The sequence below is a fragment of the Streptomyces flavusporus genome, from assembly GCF_046267975.1.
Classification (GTDB): domain Bacteria; phylum Actinomycetota; class Actinomycetes; order Streptomycetales; family Streptomycetaceae; genus Streptomyces; species Streptomyces flavusporus.
Genome location: NZ_CP176503.1, coordinates 3753062 through 3771787 on the forward strand (window position 1 = coordinate 3753062; position 18726 = coordinate 3771787).

16 protein-coding genes are annotated in these 18726 nt (G+C 70.1%); 4 read left to right on the forward strand and 12 right to left on the reverse strand.

Translation table 11 applies throughout. From position 1 onward, the window contains the following. Nucleotides 1-21: 21 nt before the first annotated feature. Both ACKTSN_RS17685 and ACKTSN_RS17690 read right to left on the reverse strand, forming a co-directional pair. A complete protein-coding gene (locus ACKTSN_RS17685) occupies nucleotides 22-405 on the reverse strand; it encodes a VOC family protein (protein ID WP_385510935.1) in 384 nt (127 codons plus the stop codon). 144 nt (nucleotides 406-549) lie between these two features. Then, nucleotides 550-1593, reverse strand: a complete 1044-nt coding sequence (locus ACKTSN_RS17690) for an NAD(P)-dependent alcohol dehydrogenase (RefSeq protein WP_409470009.1) — start codon at nucleotides 1591-1593, stop codon at nucleotides 550-552. A gap of 169 nt (nucleotides 1594-1762) precedes the next feature. On the opposite strand from ACKTSN_RS17690, the gene ACKTSN_RS17695 reads away from it, so the two are divergent. Next, nucleotides 1763-2683 (forward strand): helix-turn-helix domain-containing protein, encoded by a 921-nt coding sequence (locus tag ACKTSN_RS17695; protein ID WP_409470010.1) that lies wholly within the window; start codon nucleotides 1763-1765, stop codon nucleotides 2681-2683. An 86-nt stretch (nucleotides 2684-2769) separates the two neighbouring features. On the opposite strand, the gene ACKTSN_RS17700 is transcribed toward ACKTSN_RS17695, so the two are convergent. From ACKTSN_RS17700 to ACKTSN_RS17720, 5 genes are all read right to left on the reverse strand, one after another. Beyond that, nucleotides 2770-6066, reverse strand: coding sequence for a S8 family peptidase (locus ACKTSN_RS17700; RefSeq protein WP_409470011.1), 3297 nt, complete (start codon nucleotides 6064-6066; stop codon nucleotides 2770-2772). A gap of 177 nt (nucleotides 6067-6243) precedes the next feature. After that, the gene (locus tag ACKTSN_RS17705) at nucleotides 6244-6927 is read right to left on the reverse strand and encodes an ABC transporter ATP-binding protein (protein ID WP_409470012.1); all 684 of its coding nucleotides are present in this window, start codon (nucleotides 6925-6927) and stop codon (nucleotides 6244-6246) included. A gap of 183 nt (nucleotides 6928-7110) precedes the next feature. Then, nucleotides 7111-8559: an ABC transporter permease gene (locus ACKTSN_RS17710; protein ID WP_409470013.1), complete on the reverse strand. Its 1449-nt coding sequence runs from the start codon at nucleotides 8557-8559 to the stop codon at nucleotides 7111-7113. Nucleotides 8560-8715: 156 nt separating this feature from the next. Next, entirely contained in the window at nucleotides 8716-9981 is a 1266-nt protein-coding gene (locus ACKTSN_RS17715) for a L,D-transpeptidase (protein WP_409470014.1), read from the reverse strand. 206 nt (nucleotides 9982-10187) lie between these two features. After that, nucleotides 10188-10532 carry a hypothetical protein gene (locus ACKTSN_RS17720; protein WP_409470015.1) on the reverse strand — a complete coding sequence of 115 codons (345 nt, stop codon included), beginning with the start codon at nucleotides 10530-10532 and terminating at the stop codon, nucleotides 10188-10190. A gap of 109 nt (nucleotides 10533-10641) precedes the next feature. On the opposite strand from ACKTSN_RS17720, the gene ACKTSN_RS17725 reads away from it, so the two are divergent. Both ACKTSN_RS17725 and ACKTSN_RS17730 read left to right on the forward strand, forming a co-directional pair. After that, nucleotides 10642-10953, forward strand: a complete 312-nt coding sequence (locus ACKTSN_RS17725) for a hypothetical protein (RefSeq protein WP_409470016.1) — start codon at nucleotides 10642-10644, stop codon at nucleotides 10951-10953. A 56-nt stretch (nucleotides 10954-11009) separates the two neighbouring features. Further along, a complete protein-coding gene (locus tag ACKTSN_RS17730) occupies nucleotides 11010-11780 on the forward strand; it encodes a hypothetical protein (protein ID WP_409470017.1) in 771 nt (256 codons plus the stop codon). A 44-nt stretch (nucleotides 11781-11824) separates the two neighbouring features. Here the strand turns inward: ACKTSN_RS17730 and hutH are convergent, their stop codons facing one another. From hutH to ACKTSN_RS17745, 3 genes are all read right to left on the reverse strand, one after another. Continuing rightward, nucleotides 11825-13417: a histidine ammonia-lyase gene (gene hutH / locus ACKTSN_RS17735; protein ID WP_409470018.1), complete on the reverse strand. Its 1593-nt coding sequence runs from the start codon at nucleotides 13415-13417 to the stop codon at nucleotides 11825-11827. 90 nt (nucleotides 13418-13507) lie between these two features. After that, a complete protein-coding gene (locus ACKTSN_RS17740; protein ID WP_409470019.1) occupies nucleotides 13508-14650 on the reverse strand; it encodes a GGDEF domain-containing protein in 1143 nt (380 codons plus the stop codon). A gap of 216 nt (nucleotides 14651-14866) precedes the next feature. Beyond that, nucleotides 14867-15667, reverse strand: a complete 801-nt coding sequence (locus ACKTSN_RS17745; RefSeq protein WP_409470020.1) for an enoyl-CoA hydratase/isomerase family protein — start codon at nucleotides 15665-15667, stop codon at nucleotides 14867-14869. Between the two features lie 212 nt (nucleotides 15668-15879). Here ACKTSN_RS17745 and ACKTSN_RS17750 point away from each other — a divergent pair, with 212 nt between their 5' ends. After that, nucleotides 15880-16503, forward strand: a complete 624-nt coding sequence (locus ACKTSN_RS17750; RefSeq protein WP_409470021.1) for a hypothetical protein — start codon at nucleotides 15880-15882, stop codon at nucleotides 16501-16503. A gap of 10 nt (nucleotides 16504-16513) precedes the next feature. Here ACKTSN_RS17750 and ACKTSN_RS17755 read toward each other — a convergent pair whose 3' ends face one another. Continuing rightward, nucleotides 16514-17674, reverse strand: a complete 1161-nt coding sequence (locus ACKTSN_RS17755) for an adenylate/guanylate cyclase domain-containing protein (RefSeq protein WP_409470022.1) — start codon at nucleotides 17672-17674, stop codon at nucleotides 16514-16516. 129 nt (nucleotides 17675-17803) lie between these two features. Then, nucleotides 17804-18670 (reverse strand): biotin--[acetyl-CoA-carboxylase] ligase, encoded by an 867-nt coding sequence (locus tag ACKTSN_RS17760; protein ID WP_409470023.1) that lies wholly within the window; start codon nucleotides 18668-18670, stop codon nucleotides 17804-17806. Nucleotides 18671-18726 lie beyond the last annotated feature (56 nt).

The window sequence follows — 18726 nt, forward strand, 5'->3', positions numbered from 1 at the left end:
CCGCCACGGGCCGACGGCAGCTCAGCCCCCGCTCCCGTACGGCCGCGTGATGATCTCCAGGTTGTGGCCGTTCGGGTCGTCGAAGTAGGTGCCTCGGCCGCCGTCGTTGTGGTTGATCTCGCCGGGGCGGGAGTGGGCCGGGTCCGCCCAGTAGGTCAGGCCTGCGCGTCGGATGCGGGCGAAGATCGTGTCGAAGTCGGACTCCGAGACCAGGAAGGCGTAGTGCTGGGGGGTTATGTCGCCGGGGGTGTCCATGTAGTCGAGGGTCACGCCGTTCGGTATCTCGACGGGGGCGAAGGGGCCGAACGGCGGACTCACCTCGAGGCCGAGCATATCGGCGAGGAAGCGGGCCGACGCCTCCTTGTCGTGGGCGGCGACGATGGTGTGGTTCAGCTGGATCGTCACGGTGCGCCTCCTGCGTCCAGGGTTCAAAAGCGGTCACTTCCACGCTAGGGCCTGTCCGCTCGGGCACACAGTGGGTGTTTCCCCCGCTGGTCGGCGGCCCGTGTCTGCTGTGGCTGCTGGGCCGCCGGCCGACGAGGTGAACGATCAGATCGTCGCAGTGTCGATCACGAACCGGTACCGGACGTCGCTCGCCTGCACCCGCTCGTACGCCTCGTTGATCTGGTCGGCGCGGATCAGTTCGATCTCGGCGCCGAAGCCGTGCTCGGCGCAGAAGTCGAGCATCTCCTGGGTCTCCGCGATGCCGCCGATCATGGAACCGGCGAGGGTCTTGCCGCCGCCGATCACCGAGAAGAGGTTGAGGGAGATCGGCTCCTCGGGGGCGCCCACGTTCACCAGCGCGCCCTCCGTCTTCAGCAGCGTCAGGTAGGCGTTGAAGTCCAGCGGGGCCGAGACCGTCGAGACGATCAGGTCGAAGGTGCCCTGCAGTTCCTGGAAGGTCTTCGGGTCGCTGGTGGCGTAGTAGTGGTCGGCGCCCAGCTTCAGGCCGTCGTCCTTCTTGCGCAGGGACTGCGACAGCACCGTCACCTCGGCGCCCAGCGCGTGCGCGATCTTCACGCCCATGTGGCCGAGGCCGCCCATGCCGAGGATGGCGACCTTCTTGCCGGGGCCGGCGTTCCAGCGCTTCAGCGGGGAGTAGAGGGTGATGCCGGCGCACAGCAGCGGCGCGGCGACGTCGAGGGACAGGCCGTCGGGGATGCGGACGACGTAGTTCTCGTCCACGACGATCTTCTGCGAGTAGCCGCCGTAGGTGGGCTCGCCGTTCTTGTCCAGGGCGTTGTACGTGCCGATCATGCCGCCGCCGGTGCAGTACTGCTCCAGGCCGGCCTTGCAGTTGTCGCACTCGCGGCAGGAATCGACCATGCAGCCGACGCCCACGCGGTCGCCGACGGCGAACTTGGTGACACCGGAGCCGACCTCGGCGACAACGCCGGCGATCTCGTGGCCGGGGACCATCGGGAAGATCGCCTCGCCCCAGCCCTCCTGGGCCTGATGGATGTCGGAGTGACAGATGCCGGCGAACTTGATGTCGATCAGGACGTCGAACTCGCCGACCGGCCGACGCTCGATGGTGGTGCGCTCCAGCGGAGCCTTGGCGGCGGGTGCGGCGTACGCAGCAACAGTGGTCATGCCGGGGTTCTCCTAAGGGGGTTCCGTGCCCGGCTGCCTTCCGACCGGGCACGGGATCCAGCGTGCCGCCGTTTTCCGCATTCACCCAGGCCACGGCTTTGCGTACGCTTGCTGTTCCTACCACTGACGGGGTCAGGCTCCTGTGCGTACGACCGGGAATACTGGACGCATGGACGAACAGCGCGACCCCGCACACGAGCCCGGCACGGGCCTGGACCGGCGCGCCGAGCTCAGCGAGTTTCTGCGCACCCGGCGTGCCCGGCTGAAGCCGGAGGACATGGGACTGCCCGACTTCGGGCGGCACCGCCGGGTGCCGGGACTGCGCCGCGAGGAGCTGGCGCAGCTCGCCGGAGTGTCCGTGGCGTACTACACGCGCCTGGAGCAGGGCCACGGACAGAACGTCTCGGCGGAGGTGCTCGACTCCATCGCGCGCGCCCTGCGCCTGACCGACGCCGAGCACGCGCACCTCACGCACCTGGCGAAGCCGAAGCAGCACAAGAAGAAGCCGGCCGCGCGGGCCCAGCAGGTGCGGGTCGCGCTGCGGCAGCTGCTGGACTCGATCGACGGTGTCCCGGCGTACATCGTGGGGCGCCGCTCGGACATCCTGGCCTGGAACCGGATGGCCGCGGCGGTCTTCGGCGACTGGGCGGAGCTGCCTCCGCAGGAGCGGAACTGGGCGCGGCTGGTGTTCCTGGACCCCGCATACCGCGAGCTGTTCGTGGAGTGGGACCAGAAGCAGTCTGACATGGTCGGCTTTCTGCGTATGGACGCCGGCTGCCATCCGGACGACCCGCGGCTGTCCGCCCTGGTCGGCGAACTCTCCCTCAAGAGCGAGGAGTTCCGGCGGCTGTGGGCCAGGCATGACGTCAAGGAGAAGAGCCACGGCGTCAAGCGCCTGAGGCATCCGCTGGTCGGTGAGCTGACGCTGTCCTTCGAGAGGTTCCGCCTGGTCGACGACGCCGAGCAGTCGCTGATCACCTACCACGCGGAGCCGGGCTCGCCCTCGGCGGAGGCGCTGCGCCTGCTGGCGAGTTGGGGTGCGGATGCGACTCGGGCGGGCGGGGCGGCTTCTGCGCCGTCGACGGGTTAGGCAGCGGGCCTGAACAGGCTCGTCCTCAACGGAGAAGCGGAAAGCCCGCCGGAAGCTGTGTCTTCCGGCGGGCTTTCGCTATCGGCTCACTTGCCGTAGTACGCGTTGTAGATCGAGATCGTCGACTTGTTGTTCTGCTTGTCGGTGATCTTGGCGTGGAAGGAGATCGCCTTGCCCTTTGCCGGGTTCTTGAAGGTGATCTTGCCGTTCTTCACGGTGACCTTCTTCCAGGTCTGCCCGTAGTCGTACGACACCCACACGCCCAGCGCCTTGAGGTTGCTGCCCTTGGCGGCGCCCTGGACGGTGACCGGGACGGTGGCCGTGCGGCCGGCCGTGACCTTGCTGGCCAGGTCGGTCGTGGCGTTGAAGCGGACGGTGGACGCCGGGAGCTTGGCCACGTCGGTGGTCGGCTTCTTCGAGCGGAACGTCCAGCTCGCGTCGATCCGGGTGGACGCGGCGGCGACCTTGACGGTCCGCTTGACCGAGGTGGTCAGCTTGTACTCGGCGTCGCCGGCCGGGACCCTGAACGCCTTCTCGCCGAAGAGCGGGTCGTCGTGCGTGCCGACCTTGGTGCCGTTGCGGTACAGGGTCGTGTTCACCGAGGTGAACAGCGACGAGCCCGGGTGCTGGGAGCCGTCGGCGAACAACGGCACATAGCCGTAGATGTCGTTGCCCTCGCGGAACAGGCCGAACTCGCTGTTCAGGTACGGGCCGAAGACCGCCTTGTTGAAGGTCTGCGAGTACGACTTGCCCGCCGTGAACTTCTTCAGGTCGCTCAGCGTGTAGTACGCCTCAGAGATCGGGTAGCCGTTCGCGTCCTTGCCGCCGAGCTGCTCGAAGTCGAACGACCACTCGATGCCGTCGACCGTCGACAGGTACACCGTGCGTGAGCTCGGCAGCTTCTGCTCCACCGGGGTGCCCACCACGAACTCCTCGGGGAAGAGGCCCCACGGGGTGAGCGCGCCGGTCTTGCCGGAGGTGGCGGCACCGAGGTTGTTCTTCACCGTGGCCAGCTCGCTCGCCTTGAAGTGGCGGACCTTGTCGCCCTGGATCTTCTTGACCGGGGCGATGGTCGCCACGTCGTACTCGGCGGTGGCACCCTTGGTCCACTGGCCGTGCCAGGTCTGGGTGAGACCGCTCGCGATCTCGCCGCCCAGGTGGCCCATGCGCAGGTCGGCGAAGGAGGTGGCGCCGAAGCCGAAGCCGACGCCCGCGGTGTCGTAGACGTAGCTGATCATCGCGGACTGGGGCTTGGCGGTGGCGTCCGGCACCGTGATGTCGGCCGTCTTGGTCTTGCGCGCGTCGATCGTCACCGAGGTGTTCTTGGTGACGGTCAGCCGGGGCTGGACCAGCCAGTCGAGGCCGCCCTCCAGGTTCACGAAGTCCTTGGCGATCCAGGCGTCCAGCAGGTACGTGCCCTTGGGGATGCGCAGGGTCGTCGTGCCGGACGCGGCGAGCGGAACCTGGTAGCCGCGGCCGTCGCCGAGGCCCGAGTAGCCCATCAGCGCGGTGTTGTAGTCATCGGTCGGCTGCCCGTCCCGGCCGATGTGCTTGACCGTGACGTCGTACGACTCCACCTCACGCTGCACGGCGGCGGCCGTACGGACGCTCTGCCCGCCGCCCGTCGCGGTGACGTACGCGGAGTAGGAGCCGTCGAGGGTGCCGCCCAGCTTGGTGTTGACGGTCAGGTCGACGGAGGCCTTGCCGCCCGCCGGGACGGTCACCTTGGTTGCGCCGAGCTTGAAGAAACCGGCCGGGGCCGCCTCACCCTTGGGGTTGGTGGCGGTCGCCTTCAGATCCAGCGTGACGTCGCTCGTGCCGAGGTTGCGGTACGTCAACTGCTCGGTGACCGGGGTGTCGTCGGTGTGCGGCCACTGCTGGACGCCGAAGCTCACCGAGACCGGGTCGGCGATCACCGTCTGCTTGACGGCCTTGTCGACCTGGATCCGGCCGGAGCCCTGCTGGAACGGCGTGTAGGCGCCGCCCTTGGTGGAACCGGTCAGCGCGCCCTTGATCTCGGTGTACGTCCAGTCCGGGTGCTGCTGCTTGAGGATCGCGGCGGCGCCCGCCACATGCGGGGTCGCCATCGACGTACCCGAAATGGTCAGGTACCCGGCCGGGTTCTCGCCGACCTCCTGCTCGATGACGCTGCCCTTGGCGGAGGCCGCGGTGATGTCCACGCCGGGCGCGGTGACGTCCGGCTTGATGGCGCCGTCGCCGACGCGCGGGCCGGTGCTGGAGAAGCCGGCCAGCTTGTCCTGGTCGTCCACGGCACCGACGGTGAGCGCGGCATCGGCCGAGCCCGGCGAACCGACCGTCTCCGGGCCGGAGTTGCCGGCCGCGATGGCGAAGAGGATGCCCTTCTCGGTGGAGAGCCGGTTGACGGCCGCCTCCAGCGGGTCGACATCCGGTGTGTCCATGCCGCCGAGGCTGAGGTTGACGACGTCGGCGCCCTGCTCGGCCGCCCACTCCATGCCGGCGAGGATGCCGGAGTCGTCGCCGAAGCCGCTGTCGTCGAGGACCTTGCCGTTGAGGATCTCGGCCCCGGGCGCGACGCCCTTGAACTTGCCTCCCGACTTGGCGCCGGTGCCGGCCGCGATGGACGCGACATGCGTGCCGTGGCCGTACTTGTCGCTCGCGTCGGCGGCGGTGGTGAAGTTCTTGGACGCGGTCACCTGGGACTTCAGGTCCGGGTGGGTGGCGTCCACGCCTGTGTCCAGCACGGCGATCTTCACGCCCCTGCCGTCGTAGCCGGCGGCCCATGCCTTGGGGGCGCCGATCTGCGGCACGGATGTGTCGAGGGTGACCTTGCGGACGCCGTCGAGCCAGATGTGCGCGATGCCGGAGACGGTCCTGTCGCCGTTGGTGACGGCGTCCCACAGCTCGGGTGCGTCCTTGTGCGCGGTCTGCACGGCGTCCGCGTTGAGGGACTCGAGGCTCTGGCGGAGGGTGCCGGCGTCACGGACGTCGGCCTTCGCGGCGGTGGCGGCGCCCTTGTAGCCGACGATGACCTTCAGGCCGTTCTTCTGGGCCTTGCGGGTCGTGGACTTGTTCAACTCGGTGATGTCGAGCAGCCGCTGGTCCAGCTTGCCGGTGGCGACCAGACGGGCCGCGTCCGCGGGTATGACGAGGGTGTGCCCCTCGGCCTTGCGGATCTGTACGGGTATGTGCTCGCGCCCTTCGGCCCGTTCCAGGCCTACGACCCGCCCCTTGGCGTCCACGCTGACCCGGTCACCGGTGATCAGGGTGATGCGGTGGTGGGACGTGAGCTTCGCAGCGCCGGTCACGCGCTGCTCCGGCTTCGCCGACGCCGGGCTGGTCAGTCCCGCGGCGAGGGCGACGGCGGCCGCGGTGGCGACCGCGGCGGCACCGGCTCTCTTCACTTGTCTGCGCAAAACTCCCCCTGGAGTTGAGGAACCGGGCGAATTCCCGATTCACCCGGCCGGGGGCCGTTCCGCACACCTGCGCGTGCACCCCCCGGAGACACGCAGTATGCCGGGGGGTGATCAGGCACCTCAATAGAACGTTCCGTTACGATTTCGCCATAGGCGCGGAAGCGGTCAGGAGTTGGCGTTCTCCTTTACGCTGATCCGCCCCTTGCGGATCGTCGCCAGTCGCGGGGCCTTCCTGGCGATGGAGGAGTCGTGGGTGACCATGATGAACGTCACCCCCAACTCCTTCCACATGCGCTCCAGTACGTCCATGATCTCGTCGCGCATCGACTCGTCGAGGTTTCCCGTGGGTTCGTCGGCGAGCAGGACCTTCGGCTGCTTCACCAGCGCACGGGCGATCGCCACGCGCTGCTGCTGACCGCCGGACATCTCACCGGGCAGATGCCCGAGCCGCTCGCCGAGTCCGACCGACTTCAGCGCCTCGGCGGCTCGTTCGCGCCGCTCCTTCCCCTTCACACCGAGGGGCACGAGGGCGGTTTCGACGTTCTCCTGAGCGGTGAGCGTCGGGATGAGGTTGAAGCTCTGGAAGACGAACCCGATGTTCTCACTGCGCACGGTGGTGAGCCTGGCCTCGGACAGCCGCGCCAGATCGACCCCGTCCAGCACCACCTCACCGGAACCGGGTCGGTCGAGCCCCCCGAGCATCTGCAGCAACGTGGACTTGCCGCCTCCGGTGGGGCCCTGGATGACGAGCCGGTCGCCGTCGGCGATGGTGAGGTCAATCCCGTCGAGTGCGTGGACGGTCTCCTTGCCGCGGGTGTAGTACTTGGTGACGCTTCTGAGTTCGTACATGGTGAGTGCAACTCCTGGTACTTGTAAGGGCCGGGCTGGCTCAGGCCGCGGGCATGCGTGCCGCCTGGGGCGGCACGGGTGGGCGGTGGGGGTCCCCCGCTCGAGCGAAGTCGAGAGTGGGGGAGGCGCCCCGCTAGCGCCGGGCTGCGCGACCCACCCCCGCCCAGCCCCAGCCGACGTCAGCTACTCAACGCGTCGCAACGCATCCGCCGGACGGAGCCGAGACGCACGCCAACCACCGAACGCACCAGCAATCAGCCCACCGGTGACGGCAAGCCCAACCGCAAGGGCAATCGTCGTGACGCTCACCGGCGCAGTGAGCGCGACATCGAGCGTCCGCGACGCGGCCTCACGCGCGGGCCCGCCACCGAATCCCCCGGGGCCCCCGCCGGTCATGCCCCCACCCGCCGCGCCGAGCTCCGCCTGCAACGTAGGACTGACCGCGGTCACGACATACGCCCCCGCCAGCCCGAGCCCGATACCGAGCGCACCGCCCACCAGCCCGTTGACGACGGCCTCCCCGACCACCTGCCGGGTCACCCGCCCGGACCGCCAGCCCAGCGCCTTCAGCGTGCCGAACTCCCGCACCCGCCGGGACACCGCCGACGACGTCAGCAGCCCGGCCACCAGGAACGCCGCCGCAAGCACCACGACCGACAGCCACTTGCCCACGCTCGTTGCGAGATCGGACGCGGTGGACAGCGAGCCGGACACGGTCTCCGCAAGGTCCGCGGAGGTCGTCACGGTCGTACCGGAGATGTTCTTCTGGATCGCCGACTTGACGGCGTCGATCCGCTGCGAGTCGGTCGCCTTGACGTAGATCGTGGTGACCTTGTCCGCCGAGTCGCTGAGCGTCTGTGCCTGCTTCAGCGGGATGTAGAGGTTGGCCGCCGCGTCCCCGCTCTCCGGCGTGGCGATGCCGATGACCTCGTACTTGACGCCCTTGATGGTGACGGTGTCGCCGAGGGCGAGCTTCTTCTCCTTGGCGTAGGACGCGTCGGCGACGACCACCTTGGCGTTGGTCTCGGACGCCTTGAAGGTACGGCCGCTGGTGATCTTCGAGGAGGTCAACGGGCCGAGCTCGGGCTTGCTGACGTCGGTGCCGTAGACGGAGTAGTTGTTGACGTCGAAGTCGGCGCCGCCGCCCTGGACGCGGCCCTCGGGCTGCCCGGTGCCGCCGCCCGGCTGCTCGCCGCCGCCGTCCTGCTGGAACTGACCGCGGGTGAACTGGCCGCTGACCTTGATGACCTGCAGGCTCAGTCCGCCGACGGCGTCCGACACGCCGTCCTGCGCGCCGACCTTGCTCACGGTGGAGCTCGACAGCGTCTCGAAGCCCTGGACCATGACCCGGTCGCTGCTCTGCTCCTCGTCGGAATCGCTGTCCTGCGCGTCGAACCGGAAGCGGGGCCGCTGTGCCTGGCCCTCCTCCTGGGCGGCGGCCGCCTTGGTGACGGTCATGTCGGTGCCGAGCCCGTACAGGGACTGCAGGACCTTGTCCTGGGCCTTGCCCATGCCGGAGGTCACCGAGCTGACCACGATGACCAGCGCGATACCGAGCGCCAGTCCGGAGGCGACGACGAGGGCCGCCTTTCTGCGGCGGCGCAGTTCGCGCCTCAGGTAGGTGAAGAACATGCGCCGCAAGCTAGGGACGCACCGTGATGGCCGCATAAGGCCGGCATAAGAGAAGGATGAGAAGGGTGCGTCCGATCCTCGGAAACGGGTCCGTAAGCCTGTGAAAACACGAATGCCGCCTCCAAGAGGCGGCATTCGCGAGAATCAGAGGGCGCGTCAGATGGCGGAGCCCGCCTTCCACTGCGCCCAGTCCATGTTCCAGCCGTTCAGGCCGTTGTCCGGCGCGATCATCTTGTCGCCGGTGTTCTGGACGACCACGACGTCACCGACGATCGAGTTGTTGTAGAACCAGGCGCCCTCGGTCTTCGGGTCGTTGGCACCCTTGGTGTCGTTCAGACCGACACACCCGTGGCTGGTGTTGACGTTGCCGAAGACGGAGTCGGCGCCCCAGTAGTTGCCGTGGATGAAGGTGCCGGACGTGGACAGGCGCATGGCGTGCGGGACGTCCTTGATGTCGTACTCGCCCTTGCCGTCGTCGTCGGTGAAGCCGACCGTCGCGCCGTTCATCCGGGTCTCCTTGAACTTCTCGGAGATCACCATCTGGCCCTCGTACGTCTTGTTCTCGGGCGAGCCGGCGGAGATCGGGATGGTCTTGACGACCTTGCCGTCCTGCGTGACCTTCATCTGCTTGGTGTTCGCGTCGACGTAGGAGACCTGGTTGCGGCCGATGGTGAAGGTGACCGTCTTCTGCTGGACGCCGTAGACACCTTCGGCGCCCTCGACGCCGTCGAGCGCCAGCTCCAGCGTGACGGTGGAGCCTTCCTTCCAGTAGTCCTCGGGCCGGAAGTCGAGCCGGTTGGCGTTGAACCAGTGGCCGACGACCTCCTGGCCGCTGCTGGTGGAGACGGTGATGCCCTTCTGGACGTCCACCTTGTTGGTGATCGCCTTGTCGAAGTTGATCGACACGGGCATGCCCACACCTACGGTGGCGCCGTCGTCCGGCGTGAAGGTGCCTATGAAGCTGTTGTCCGGCGAGACCGTGGTGAAGGAGGCGTTCTCGTGGGCCTCCCGGCCCTCGGAGTCCTGCGCGGTCGCCGCGACCTTGTAGGTGGTGGAGCGCTCCAGCTGGACGGTGGGCTTCCAGCTCTTCTTGTCGGCGGAAATCTCGCCCTCGACGGCGGTGCCGTCGGACGTGGTCATCGTCACCTCGGTGAGCGTGCCCTTGCTCACGGTGACGGCGGCGGAGTTGTTGATGGAGGCGTTGGCCGAGCCGTCCTTCGGCGTGATCTTGATCTGGGCCTCGGAGCTCTTCTGGGCCGCCGCCTCGTCGACCTTGGCCTGCGAGGTGTCGTTGCCGCTGTCGCTTCCGGAGGCCTCGTTACCGCCGGAACACGCCGAGAGCACCAGAACACTGCCGAGCAGTGCGGACGCGGCCCTCAGGCCCTTGCGCCGCTTACTGACCGTTATCACACGCTTCTCCATCGTTGCCGATTCCCCGAAAACCCCGAGAGTCCCCGTTAAGAACTTTCAACGCTACGACCGGTTCGTCCCGTTCCACATACCTTGCTTGTGTGGGGCACACCACGTTTTGATGAGCCGGTGGTGCAGGTGTCGGTCTGTGCGCCCCTTGAGACGAGGAAACCCCGGGCGGCGGTTGCCGCCCGGGGTCACGATTTCCCCAAGCCGCGTCAGCCGACCCGCTCTCCGTCTTCCTGGTCGTCGACATCATCCTCGGCGAGGTCCCATTCCGGCGAGTCCGGGTCGTAGTCGACCTGCTCACTGCTCCAGGAGGCCTGCTGGAGCTCGACCCCCGGGACTTCGCTGACCAGGTCGAACGGGTCCACGAGATACGCGAGGGCCTCCGCGGTGTCTTCCGTCACAGCGCTCTGCGCGTGCGCCCGTTCCTCGGCCGGCATGTCCGCGTCGTCGGAAATCCGCCGCAGTGCCGCCTGCGTCAGGGCGTCGTTGTCGTCGACCTCAAGGACGAGTTCGACGCGAACCCGTACAAAACGCGATGTCTCTGGAGTGCTCATGCTCGGAGAGTACGGCCCGTGGCCCCCGTGACTTTCCCGTGACCCGCGCCTTTCACTAACATCGCCCCACACGGCCAATTAGCCAGCATCACAAGGGGATCGATATTCCGTGTCATCCGCTCGTCGTCCGTTGCTGACCACCACCGCCGCAGGCACCCTGCTCGGCGCCCTGTGGTTCGTTCCCTCCGCGAACGCGACCGCGGACGACCCGGCGCAGGAGCAGCCCACGGTGACGCAGACGACGCAGGCCAGAGCGGCGGCAACGACCACCGACACGACCGGCGTTCAGACCGACGGCACCCGGCTCGCCGACACCGGCAGCTTCGACAGCACCCCGTACGTCGTCGGCGGCACGCTCTGTCTGACACTGGGCGCCGGGTTTGTGGTGTATTCGGTGCGCCGGGAACGACTTGGGTTCTGAAAAGGTTCGGAAAATCTGGCTTGACGTGTCCTTGACCTGACCTTCATAGTCCGCTCATGAAGAGATCATCGAGGGCGCGCACAGGCGCCACGGTCGCCGTGAGCGTGCTGTCGCTCGCCCTCATCACCGGTTGTGGCGGGGAGTCGGACGGTTCCGGCGACTCCAAGGACACGGAGTCCTCCTCCTCGCAGACTCAGGCCGCCAAGGCGCTCAGCGCGGCCGAGTTGGAGAAGCTGCTGCTCGCTCAGGGCGAAGTCAAGGGTTACAAGGTCGCCTCCGGCGACGACACCCTCCCGAAGTCCAAGACCGAGGTGAAGACCGACAAGGCGGAGTGCGACCCGCTCGCCTGGGCCACGGCCGGTCTCGCCCCGGGCGACACGGACGCGAGCGCCAGCAACACCGTCGCGGAGGACAAGGCGTCGACCGCCACCGCGCAGCCGGAGGACATCGCGGACGCCTTCAACGTCGCCATGACGTTCGTGGGCCTGTCCTCGTACGAGGGCGACGGCGCCGAGAAGGCCATGAAGGCCGTTTCCGACGGCGTGTCGGCCTGTGCCGGCGGGTACGGCCTCACGGCCGACACCGAGAAGACGAAGGTCACCAAGGTCGCCGCGGCGCAGGGCTCCGGAGGCGGTGACGAGTCGGTGGCGTTCACCCAGGACGTCGACATGGACGGCGAGGGCACGGCCACCTTCCAGACCGAGGTCGTCCGTAAGGGCAACACCATCGCCACGTTCTACACGGTGAACTTCGCCGCGCTCGGCACCGGCGAGGCGGCCGAAATCCCGGCGGCCGTGGTCGAGGCGCAGGTCGCCAAGCTCAAGTGATCTCCGGGGCCCTGCCGGTCGTACGGCAGGGCCCCTCAACCGTCCTACTGGAGCGGTCCGGTGACCGTCTCCACCGCCGCCAGCAGCCGCCCGTCCCGCACGAACGCGTCCGCCGCCGCGAGGTCGGGCGCCAGGAACCGGTCGGGACCGGGACCCTCGACCCCCGCCGCCCGTATGGCGTCGATGACGGCCTGGGACGCGGGCGCCGGCGTCAGCCCCTCGCGCAGCTCTATCGCGCGCGTGGCGGCGTACAGCTCGATGGCCACGACCCGCGTGAGGTTGTCCACGGCCGTACGCAGCTTGCGCGCCGCCGACCAGCCCATGGAGACATGGTCCTCCTGCATCGCGGAGGACGGAATCGAGTCCGCGGACGCCGGTACGGCGAGCCGCTTCATCTCGCTCACCAGCGCGGCCTGCGTGTACTGGGCGATCATGAGCCCGCTGTCCACTCCGGCGTCGTCGGCGAGGAACGGCGGCAGACCGTGGCTGCGGTTCTTGTCCAGCAGCCGGTCGGTGCGCCGCTCGGCGATGGAGGCGAGGTCCGCGGCGGCGATGGCGAGGAAGTCGAGGACGTAGGCGACGGGGGCGCCGTGGAAGTTGCCGTTGGATTCGACGCGTCCGTCGGGGAGTACGACGGGATTGTCGACGGCCGACGCCAGTTCGCGCTCGGCGACCAGGCGTGCGTGCGCGATCGTGTCCCGTCCGGCGCCGGCCACCTGCGGAGCACAGCGCACGGAGTAGGCGTCCTGGACGCGGGGGGCATCGCCCTGGTGATGGCCGGTCAGGCCCGAACCCTTCAGTACGGCCAGCATGTTGGCGGCGCTGGCGGCCTGGCCGGGGTGCGGGCGGATGGCGTGCAGCTCGGGAGCGAGAACCCGGTCGGTGCCGAGCAGGGCCTCCAGCGACAGGGCCGCGGTGACGTCGGCGGACTTGTAGAGGGTGTCCAGGTCGGCGAGGGCCATCAGCAGCATGCCGAGCATGCCGTCGGTGCCGTTGAGGAGGGCGAGGCCTTCCTTCTCGCGCAGCTCGACGGGCTGGATGCCGTGCGCGGCGAGGAGTTCGCCGGCGGGGCGTACGGTCCCGTCGGGCCCTTCGGCCTCCCCCTCCCCCATCAGCGTCAGGGCGCAGTGGGACAGCGGGGCGAGGTCGCCGGAGCAGCCGAGGGAGCCGTACTCGTGCACGACCGGGGTGATACCGGCGTTGAGGACGTCGGCCATGGTCTGCGCCACCTCGGGCCGTACGCCGGTGTGTCCCGAGCAGACGGTCTTCAGCCGCAGGAACATCAGGGCCCGTACGACCTCCCGCTCCACCCGCGGCCCCATGCCGGCGGCGTGCGAGCGGACGATGTTGCGCTGGAGCTGGGTGCGCAGTTCCTGGCCGATGTGCCGGGTCGCGAGGGCGCCGAAGCCGGTGGAGACGCCGTAGACGGGGTCGGGCTTGGCCGCCAGCGCGTCCACGATCCCGCGGGCCGCGGTGAGGGCGGCCACCGCCTCGCCGGAGAGCTCGACCCGGGCGCCGGCGCGCGCCACGGCGAGGACGTCGGACGCGGTGACACCGGACGCCCGCCCGTCGCCCACCACCACCCTTTCAAGGCCGCGCTTCGCGCCTTTCCCATCCACCACAGTGTGCATATCCATATTCAGGAGCGTACGCAGTGAATTCGAAGATGTCACGGGTGGGTGCGCGATGTGGCCCTTACCGCTGTTGCCGCTGAGGTACGGCGTTGCTCACCGGCGGCCACGGAAGCGGCGCCGCTCCGGGGTGTGCTCGTCGGTCGGTGCGTCGGCGAGGCGCACCACCGGGTCGTCGGACCCCTCGCGCCCGGCGACGACCGCCCGGACGGCGCGAACCCCCTTGGCCCGGTACTGGGCGGCGTCGGCGAGCCGGAACAGCCGACGGGCGGAGCGCACCGGCCCGACCGGATCCTGGGTGGAGGCGACCCCGCAGGCGACACCGTCGCCCAGCTCCAACTCGGCGGCCCGGCGGCACAGTTCGTCGGCCACCTTCACCACGTCGTCGGCGGGCGGCCCGACCGCGAGCAGACAGAACTCGTCGCCCCCGAGCCGGGCCGCGAGCGCCCCGGGGAGCATGGCCCCGCACAGCGACAGCACAGAGCCGAACCGTTCCAGGAGCCGGTCGCCGACCGCGTGCCCCCGGGTGTCGTTGACCCGCTTGAGCCCGTTGACGTCGCAGACGACCAGGCTGACGACGACGCCCTCCCGGCGGTGCCGTTCGATCGCCTCGTCCAGGCGCATGTCGACGGCACGGCGGTTGGCGAGCCCGGTCAGGGAGTCGGTGAAGGCCAGCCGCCTGGCCTCCTCCAGCCGCTCGGTCTGTGCGATCCCGGCGGCCACCACGGCGGCCAGGACGGTGGCGAAGTCGGCGTCGCCCCGGTCGAAGACGGGGACACCGATCGGGCGCGCGACATACAGCTCGCCCCAGGCCCGGCCGTGCAGGACGACCGGCGCGACGACGCAGCTGCTGCGGCCGCGGCGACGCAGGGCGGCGACCCGCTGGTGACAGTAACCGGCGCGGCCCGCCGTCGGCCCCTCCGCGGTCTCGACCCAGGCGTCGGGCTCGCCGCCCCCGGCCCACTGTTCGTGCAGGAACTCCGTGATCTCGGCGAACTGGTGCACCGGGTAGGCCTCGTCCTCCGGGAACTCCTCCTCGTCCGGCGCCCGCTCCCCCACGTTGACCAGGACCCGAAGGCGCCCGAGGTCCCGCTCCCACACCGACAGCGCGGCAAAGCTCGCGTCCAGCGCCCGGCACGCACCGAGCGCGGCGGCCCGCCACGACTCGCGCGGGGTGTGCGCCGCGGCCATCCCCTGCGCCAGCGCCACAACGGCCGCGAGGCGATTGTCCTCACCCATCACTCCAGGCTAGGGAGGTTTGAGGGGAAGCGGGAGGTTTGCGGGGCGCTGGGGTGACCGGTTTCCCACGTCAGCCCACGGGCAGCCGCGCGTGAGTCCGCGGGCAGTCGTGCCTCCCCCAAAGGGGGGACCCCCAGGGCGGCACGGGTGGGCGCGGGCGGCACCCCATCAGCGCCGGGCCGCGCAACCCACCCCGCCCCCACCGCAACGCCGGACTCACTCTCCCGGCCACTCCGGCTTCCGTTTCTCGTTGAACGCCGCCACCCCCTCCGCCCGATCCCCCGAGAACGCCACCGAACGCCACGCCGCGTCCTCAACCTCCAGCCCGGCCCGCAGATCCAGCCCGTGCCCCACCCGCAACGCCCGCTTCGCGGCCCGCAACCCAACCGGCGAGTTCCCGGCGATCCGAGACGCCAGCGCCAGCGCCTCCTCCCGGTCCCGCCCCTCGTCCACCAGGAAGTCCACCAGCCCCAGCCCCCGCGCCTCGGCCGCCTCGACCCGCCGCGCGGTGAAGATCAGCTCGGCTGCCCGCGCGGCCCCCACCCGCCGGGGCAGCAGCTGCGTGCCGCCGCCACCCGGAATCACCCCCACGGACACCTCCGGCAGCCCGACGACGGCCGTGCGGTCGGCCACGATCACGTCGCATGACAGCGCCAGCTCGAAGCCGCCGCCGAGCGCGAAGCCGTGCACCGCCGCGACCGTCGGCACCGGCAGCTCGAGCACTCCGGTGTATGCACCACGCGCAACCGGACGCTGCCGCACCAGCTCGGCGTCGCTCAGGGAGTTGCGCTCCTTGAGGTCGGCGCCTACGCAGAACGCCCGCTCATGCGTCGACGTCAGAACGACGACCCGTACGTCCCGGTCGTCGCCCAGCGCCGCGCATGCCGCGGCGACGGACCGGGCCATCTCGGTCGAGACGGCGTTCATGGCCTTGGGCCGGTCGAGGGCCAGCTCCGCGACATGCCCCTGTTCGTGCCGACGCACCAGCACGAACTCCCCGAACCGTTCCTCGCTCACGACACCCTCCCGGTTAACGACGGTTAACAGCACTCGTCCCGATCATCGCAGCCGCGCCCCTCCGGGGAAAGAGCGGGTGACCGCTACCCGACACCCCGTTCGAGTGACATCCCGGCGACTCCCGCCCCGTCCCCCGCGCGAACGCATAACGTGCGCACCGCCGGGCTCATCGGGGCGCAACGGGGGCGCAACGGCACCGGGGAGGAACCGCCATGACGACCGACACGACGACGCACACCTCGGCGAGCAACAACCCAGTCGGCGCCGACCCGCACAGCGAGGACCCAGGCGTCCGGCAGCAGAGCGCGCGCGGGCGGGGCCGGCACCGGCGTCCGCGCCCCCGTAAGGCCCTGTTCGCCGTCGGTGGGCTTGCGCTGGCCGCCGGTGCGCTGAGCCTCGTACGGATGACGTCGGAGTCCGGCGGCGACGACCTCGGCACCGCACAGGCGGCCCCCAGCCGGGATCCGGTGATCGGCTCCGACCGGGCGACGACCGCGTCCGCCACCGTCGCGGACGTCCCGGACGCCGGCCCCTCGGCCGGCGTTGCCCTCGGCGGGGCCGACGCGACGCCGAGCACCGGCACGGGACCGGCTCCGCTCCTGCCCGCGACCACCTCTCCGACGCCCCCGGCCACCCCGCCCGCGGCTTCAGCCACGTCCAGCGCCCCGTCCGCGCCCGGCACCACGGAACCGCCCCGGCCACCGGCGCCGACGAACTCCGCCCCTCAGCCGGCCCCGACACCCACGCCCAGCAGCCCGTCGCCTGCCCCGCAGCCGGACCAGCCCGGACTGTGTGTGCCGATCATCGGCCTGTGCGTGGATCCGCTGAGCGACTGAACGCGGGGGCCTACGACGCCCCGTCCCGCCGGGTGAGCAGCCATGGCTCGACCACGCCGAGGCCACGCACCGGACGTTGCCACATCGGCTGGAGCGCGAAGCGGTACGTCGGCGGCTCCTCACCCTGCTTCTCCGCGGCGGCCGCGGCCTCGGCGGCCTCCGCCTCGGAAGCGGGAGCCTCACCGGTGCGGATCAGTTCCTCCGCGAACGCGCTGTCGACCAGGACGGCGTCACGCGGGGCTATCGACGTCAGCCTGGAGGCCAGGTTCACCGTCGTACCGAAGACATCACCCATCCGGGTGGTCACCGTGCCGAAGGCCATGCCGACGCGCAGCTCCGGCATCGTGTTGTCGTTCGCCATGGTCTCGACGAGCAGCAGCGCGATCTCCGCGGCGACGCCCGCGTCGTCGGCGGCGTAGAGCACCTCGTCGCCGAGGGTCTTGATGAGCCGCCCGCCGCGCGCGGCGACCAGGTCGGCGGACGTGGTCTCGAAGGCCTCGACGAGTTCGCCGAGTTCCTCCTCCTCCATACGGCGGGTCAGTCGCGTGAACCCGACGAGGTCCGCGAACCCGACGGCGAGACGACGGTCGACCATCTCCTCGTCGTCCCCGGTCTGGATGACGCGGCCGGCCGAGGCGGCGAGCTGGCGCCGCCAGACGTAGACGAGGAACTCCTCCAGCTCGGGCAGGAGCAGCTCGATGATCGGGTACGTCACCTCGGTGCGGGTCATGCCGGGCTCGGGCGGCTCGGTCAGGCCCTCCAGGAAGGAGTCCATCTGCCACTCGGCCAGCCGGGCGGTCGTCTGCCCGGTGGAGCGGGCCACCTGCACGGCCATCGCCTCGCTCAGCAGCCCGGCCTCGACAAGACCGGCCAGGCGGCGCAGCGCGAGGACGTCCGCCTCGGTGAGCGCCTTGGCCTGCCCGATGTCGGCGAAGCCCATCGCCCGCCAGAAACGGGACGCCAGTTCCATGGAGACACCGGCGCTGCGGGCCGCCTGGAAGGGGGTGTAGCGCCGTTCGGCGCCGAGGATGAGCTGTTCGAGGCGCAGGGCGAGCGGATCCTCGCCGGAGTCGCCGGCATGGGAGTCCCCCCGCTCGAGCGAAGCCGAGAGCGGGGACTGATCCACTCGGCCGTGCGCGCCCGTGCCGGAGCCCGTGTCGTCGACGGTCACGCCTGCTGCCCTTCCGATCTGCCGCGGTCAGGTATCGACCGGCCCCAACTTTACGTCAGCTGTGGGCCAGCTCACTCTTCGCGGGCCTGCGCAGCCTCTCCGTACTCCTGGGGCCGCACACCGGCGAACTCACGTCGGCCTCAAGTGGACGATGTCCCCAGCCCCCACCGGCTCCCGCACTCCCTCTTCCGTCGCCACCACCAGCCGCCCGTCGCCGTCCACCGCAACCGCCTCTCCGGTGATCGACCGATTCCCCGGCAGCTCGGCACGCACCGCCCTTCCCAGCGTCGCGCACCCCGCCGCGTACGTCTCCTGCAGACCACTGGCCGCCGCATCGCCGCCGGCGGCCCGCCAGCGTCCGTACCAGTCCTCCAGCGACCGCAGTACGGCCCTGAGCAGCGGATCCCGGTCCGTGCTCACCGCTCCGGCCAGCGCCAGCGAGCCCGCGGTCGGTACCGGCAGTTCCGGCTCGCGCAGAGTCACGTTGATGCCGACGCCGATGACGACGCCGTCGTCGCCCGCCCGTTCCGCCAGGATGCCGCCGGCCTTGCGCTCCTCGCCGCCGACGGTCACCAGGAGGTCGTTGGGCCACTTGAGTGCCGTGTCGACGCCTGCCGCCCGGGACAGTCCCGTCGCCACGGCGACGCCGGTGAGCAGCGGCAGCCAGCCCCAGCGGGCCACCGGGATCTCGGCCGGGCGCAGCAGCACGGAGAAGAACAGGCCGGAGCGGGCCGGTGCCGTCCACTGGCGGTCGAGCCGGCCCCGCGCGGCGGTCTGCTCCTCGGCGATCAGCACCGTCCCCTCCCTGACCTTGCCCTCTACGGCGCGGGCCACCAGGTCGGTGTTGGTGGAGCCGGTGCGCTGCACCACGTCCACCTCCGACCACAGGCCCCCCTCCCGCACCAGGGCGCGGCGCAGGGCCACGGCGTTGAGGGGCGGCCGCTCCAGGTCGGACCACCGGCTGTTGTTCGGCTCTGCAGCATCGTGCGGCTTCATACAAGCCACCCTAGGTGTGGTAAACACCGCACTGCCGATCTGAGGGCCCCGCACTA

Bases quoted from the DNA above. Each gene is read 5' to 3' on its own strand.
- ACKTSN_RS17690 (WP_409470009.1), bottom strand. From the start codon at position 1,593: ATGACCACTGTTGCTGCGTACGCCGCACCCGCCGCCAAGGCTCCGCTG.
- ACKTSN_RS17695 (WP_409470010.1), top strand. From the start codon at position 1,763: ATGGACGAACAGCGCGACCCCGCACACGAGCCCGGCACGGGCCTGGAC.
- ACKTSN_RS17705 (WP_409470012.1), bottom strand. From the start codon at position 6,927: ATGTACGAACTCAGAAGCGTCACCAAGTACTACACCCGCGGCAAGGAG.
- ACKTSN_RS17710 (WP_409470013.1), bottom strand. From the start codon at position 8,559: ATGTTCTTCACCTACCTGAGGCGCGAACTGCGCCGCCGCAGAAAGGCG.
- ACKTSN_RS17715 (WP_409470014.1), bottom strand. From the start codon at position 9,981: ATGGAGAAGCGTGTGATAACGGTCAGTAAGCGGCGCAAGGGCCTGAGG.
- ACKTSN_RS17720 (WP_409470015.1), bottom strand. From the start codon at position 10,532: ATGAGCACTCCAGAGACATCGCGTTTTGTACGGGTTCGCGTCGAACTC.
- ACKTSN_RS17730 (WP_409470017.1), top strand. From the start codon at position 11,010: ATGAAGAGATCATCGAGGGCGCGCACAGGCGCCACGGTCGCCGTGAGC.
- hutH (WP_409470018.1), bottom strand. From the start codon at position 13,417: ATGGATATGCACACTGTGGTGGATGGGAAAGGCGCGAAGCGCGGCCTT.
- ACKTSN_RS17740 (WP_409470019.1), bottom strand. From the start codon at position 14,650: ATGGGTGAGGACAATCGCCTCGCGGCCGTTGTGGCGCTGGCGCAGGGG.
- ACKTSN_RS17750 (WP_409470021.1), top strand. From the start codon at position 15,880: ATGACGACCGACACGACGACGCACACCTCGGCGAGCAACAACCCAGTC.
- ACKTSN_RS17760 (WP_409470023.1), bottom strand. From the start codon at position 18,670: ATGAAGCCGCACGATGCTGCAGAGCCGAACAACAGCCGGTGGTCCGAC.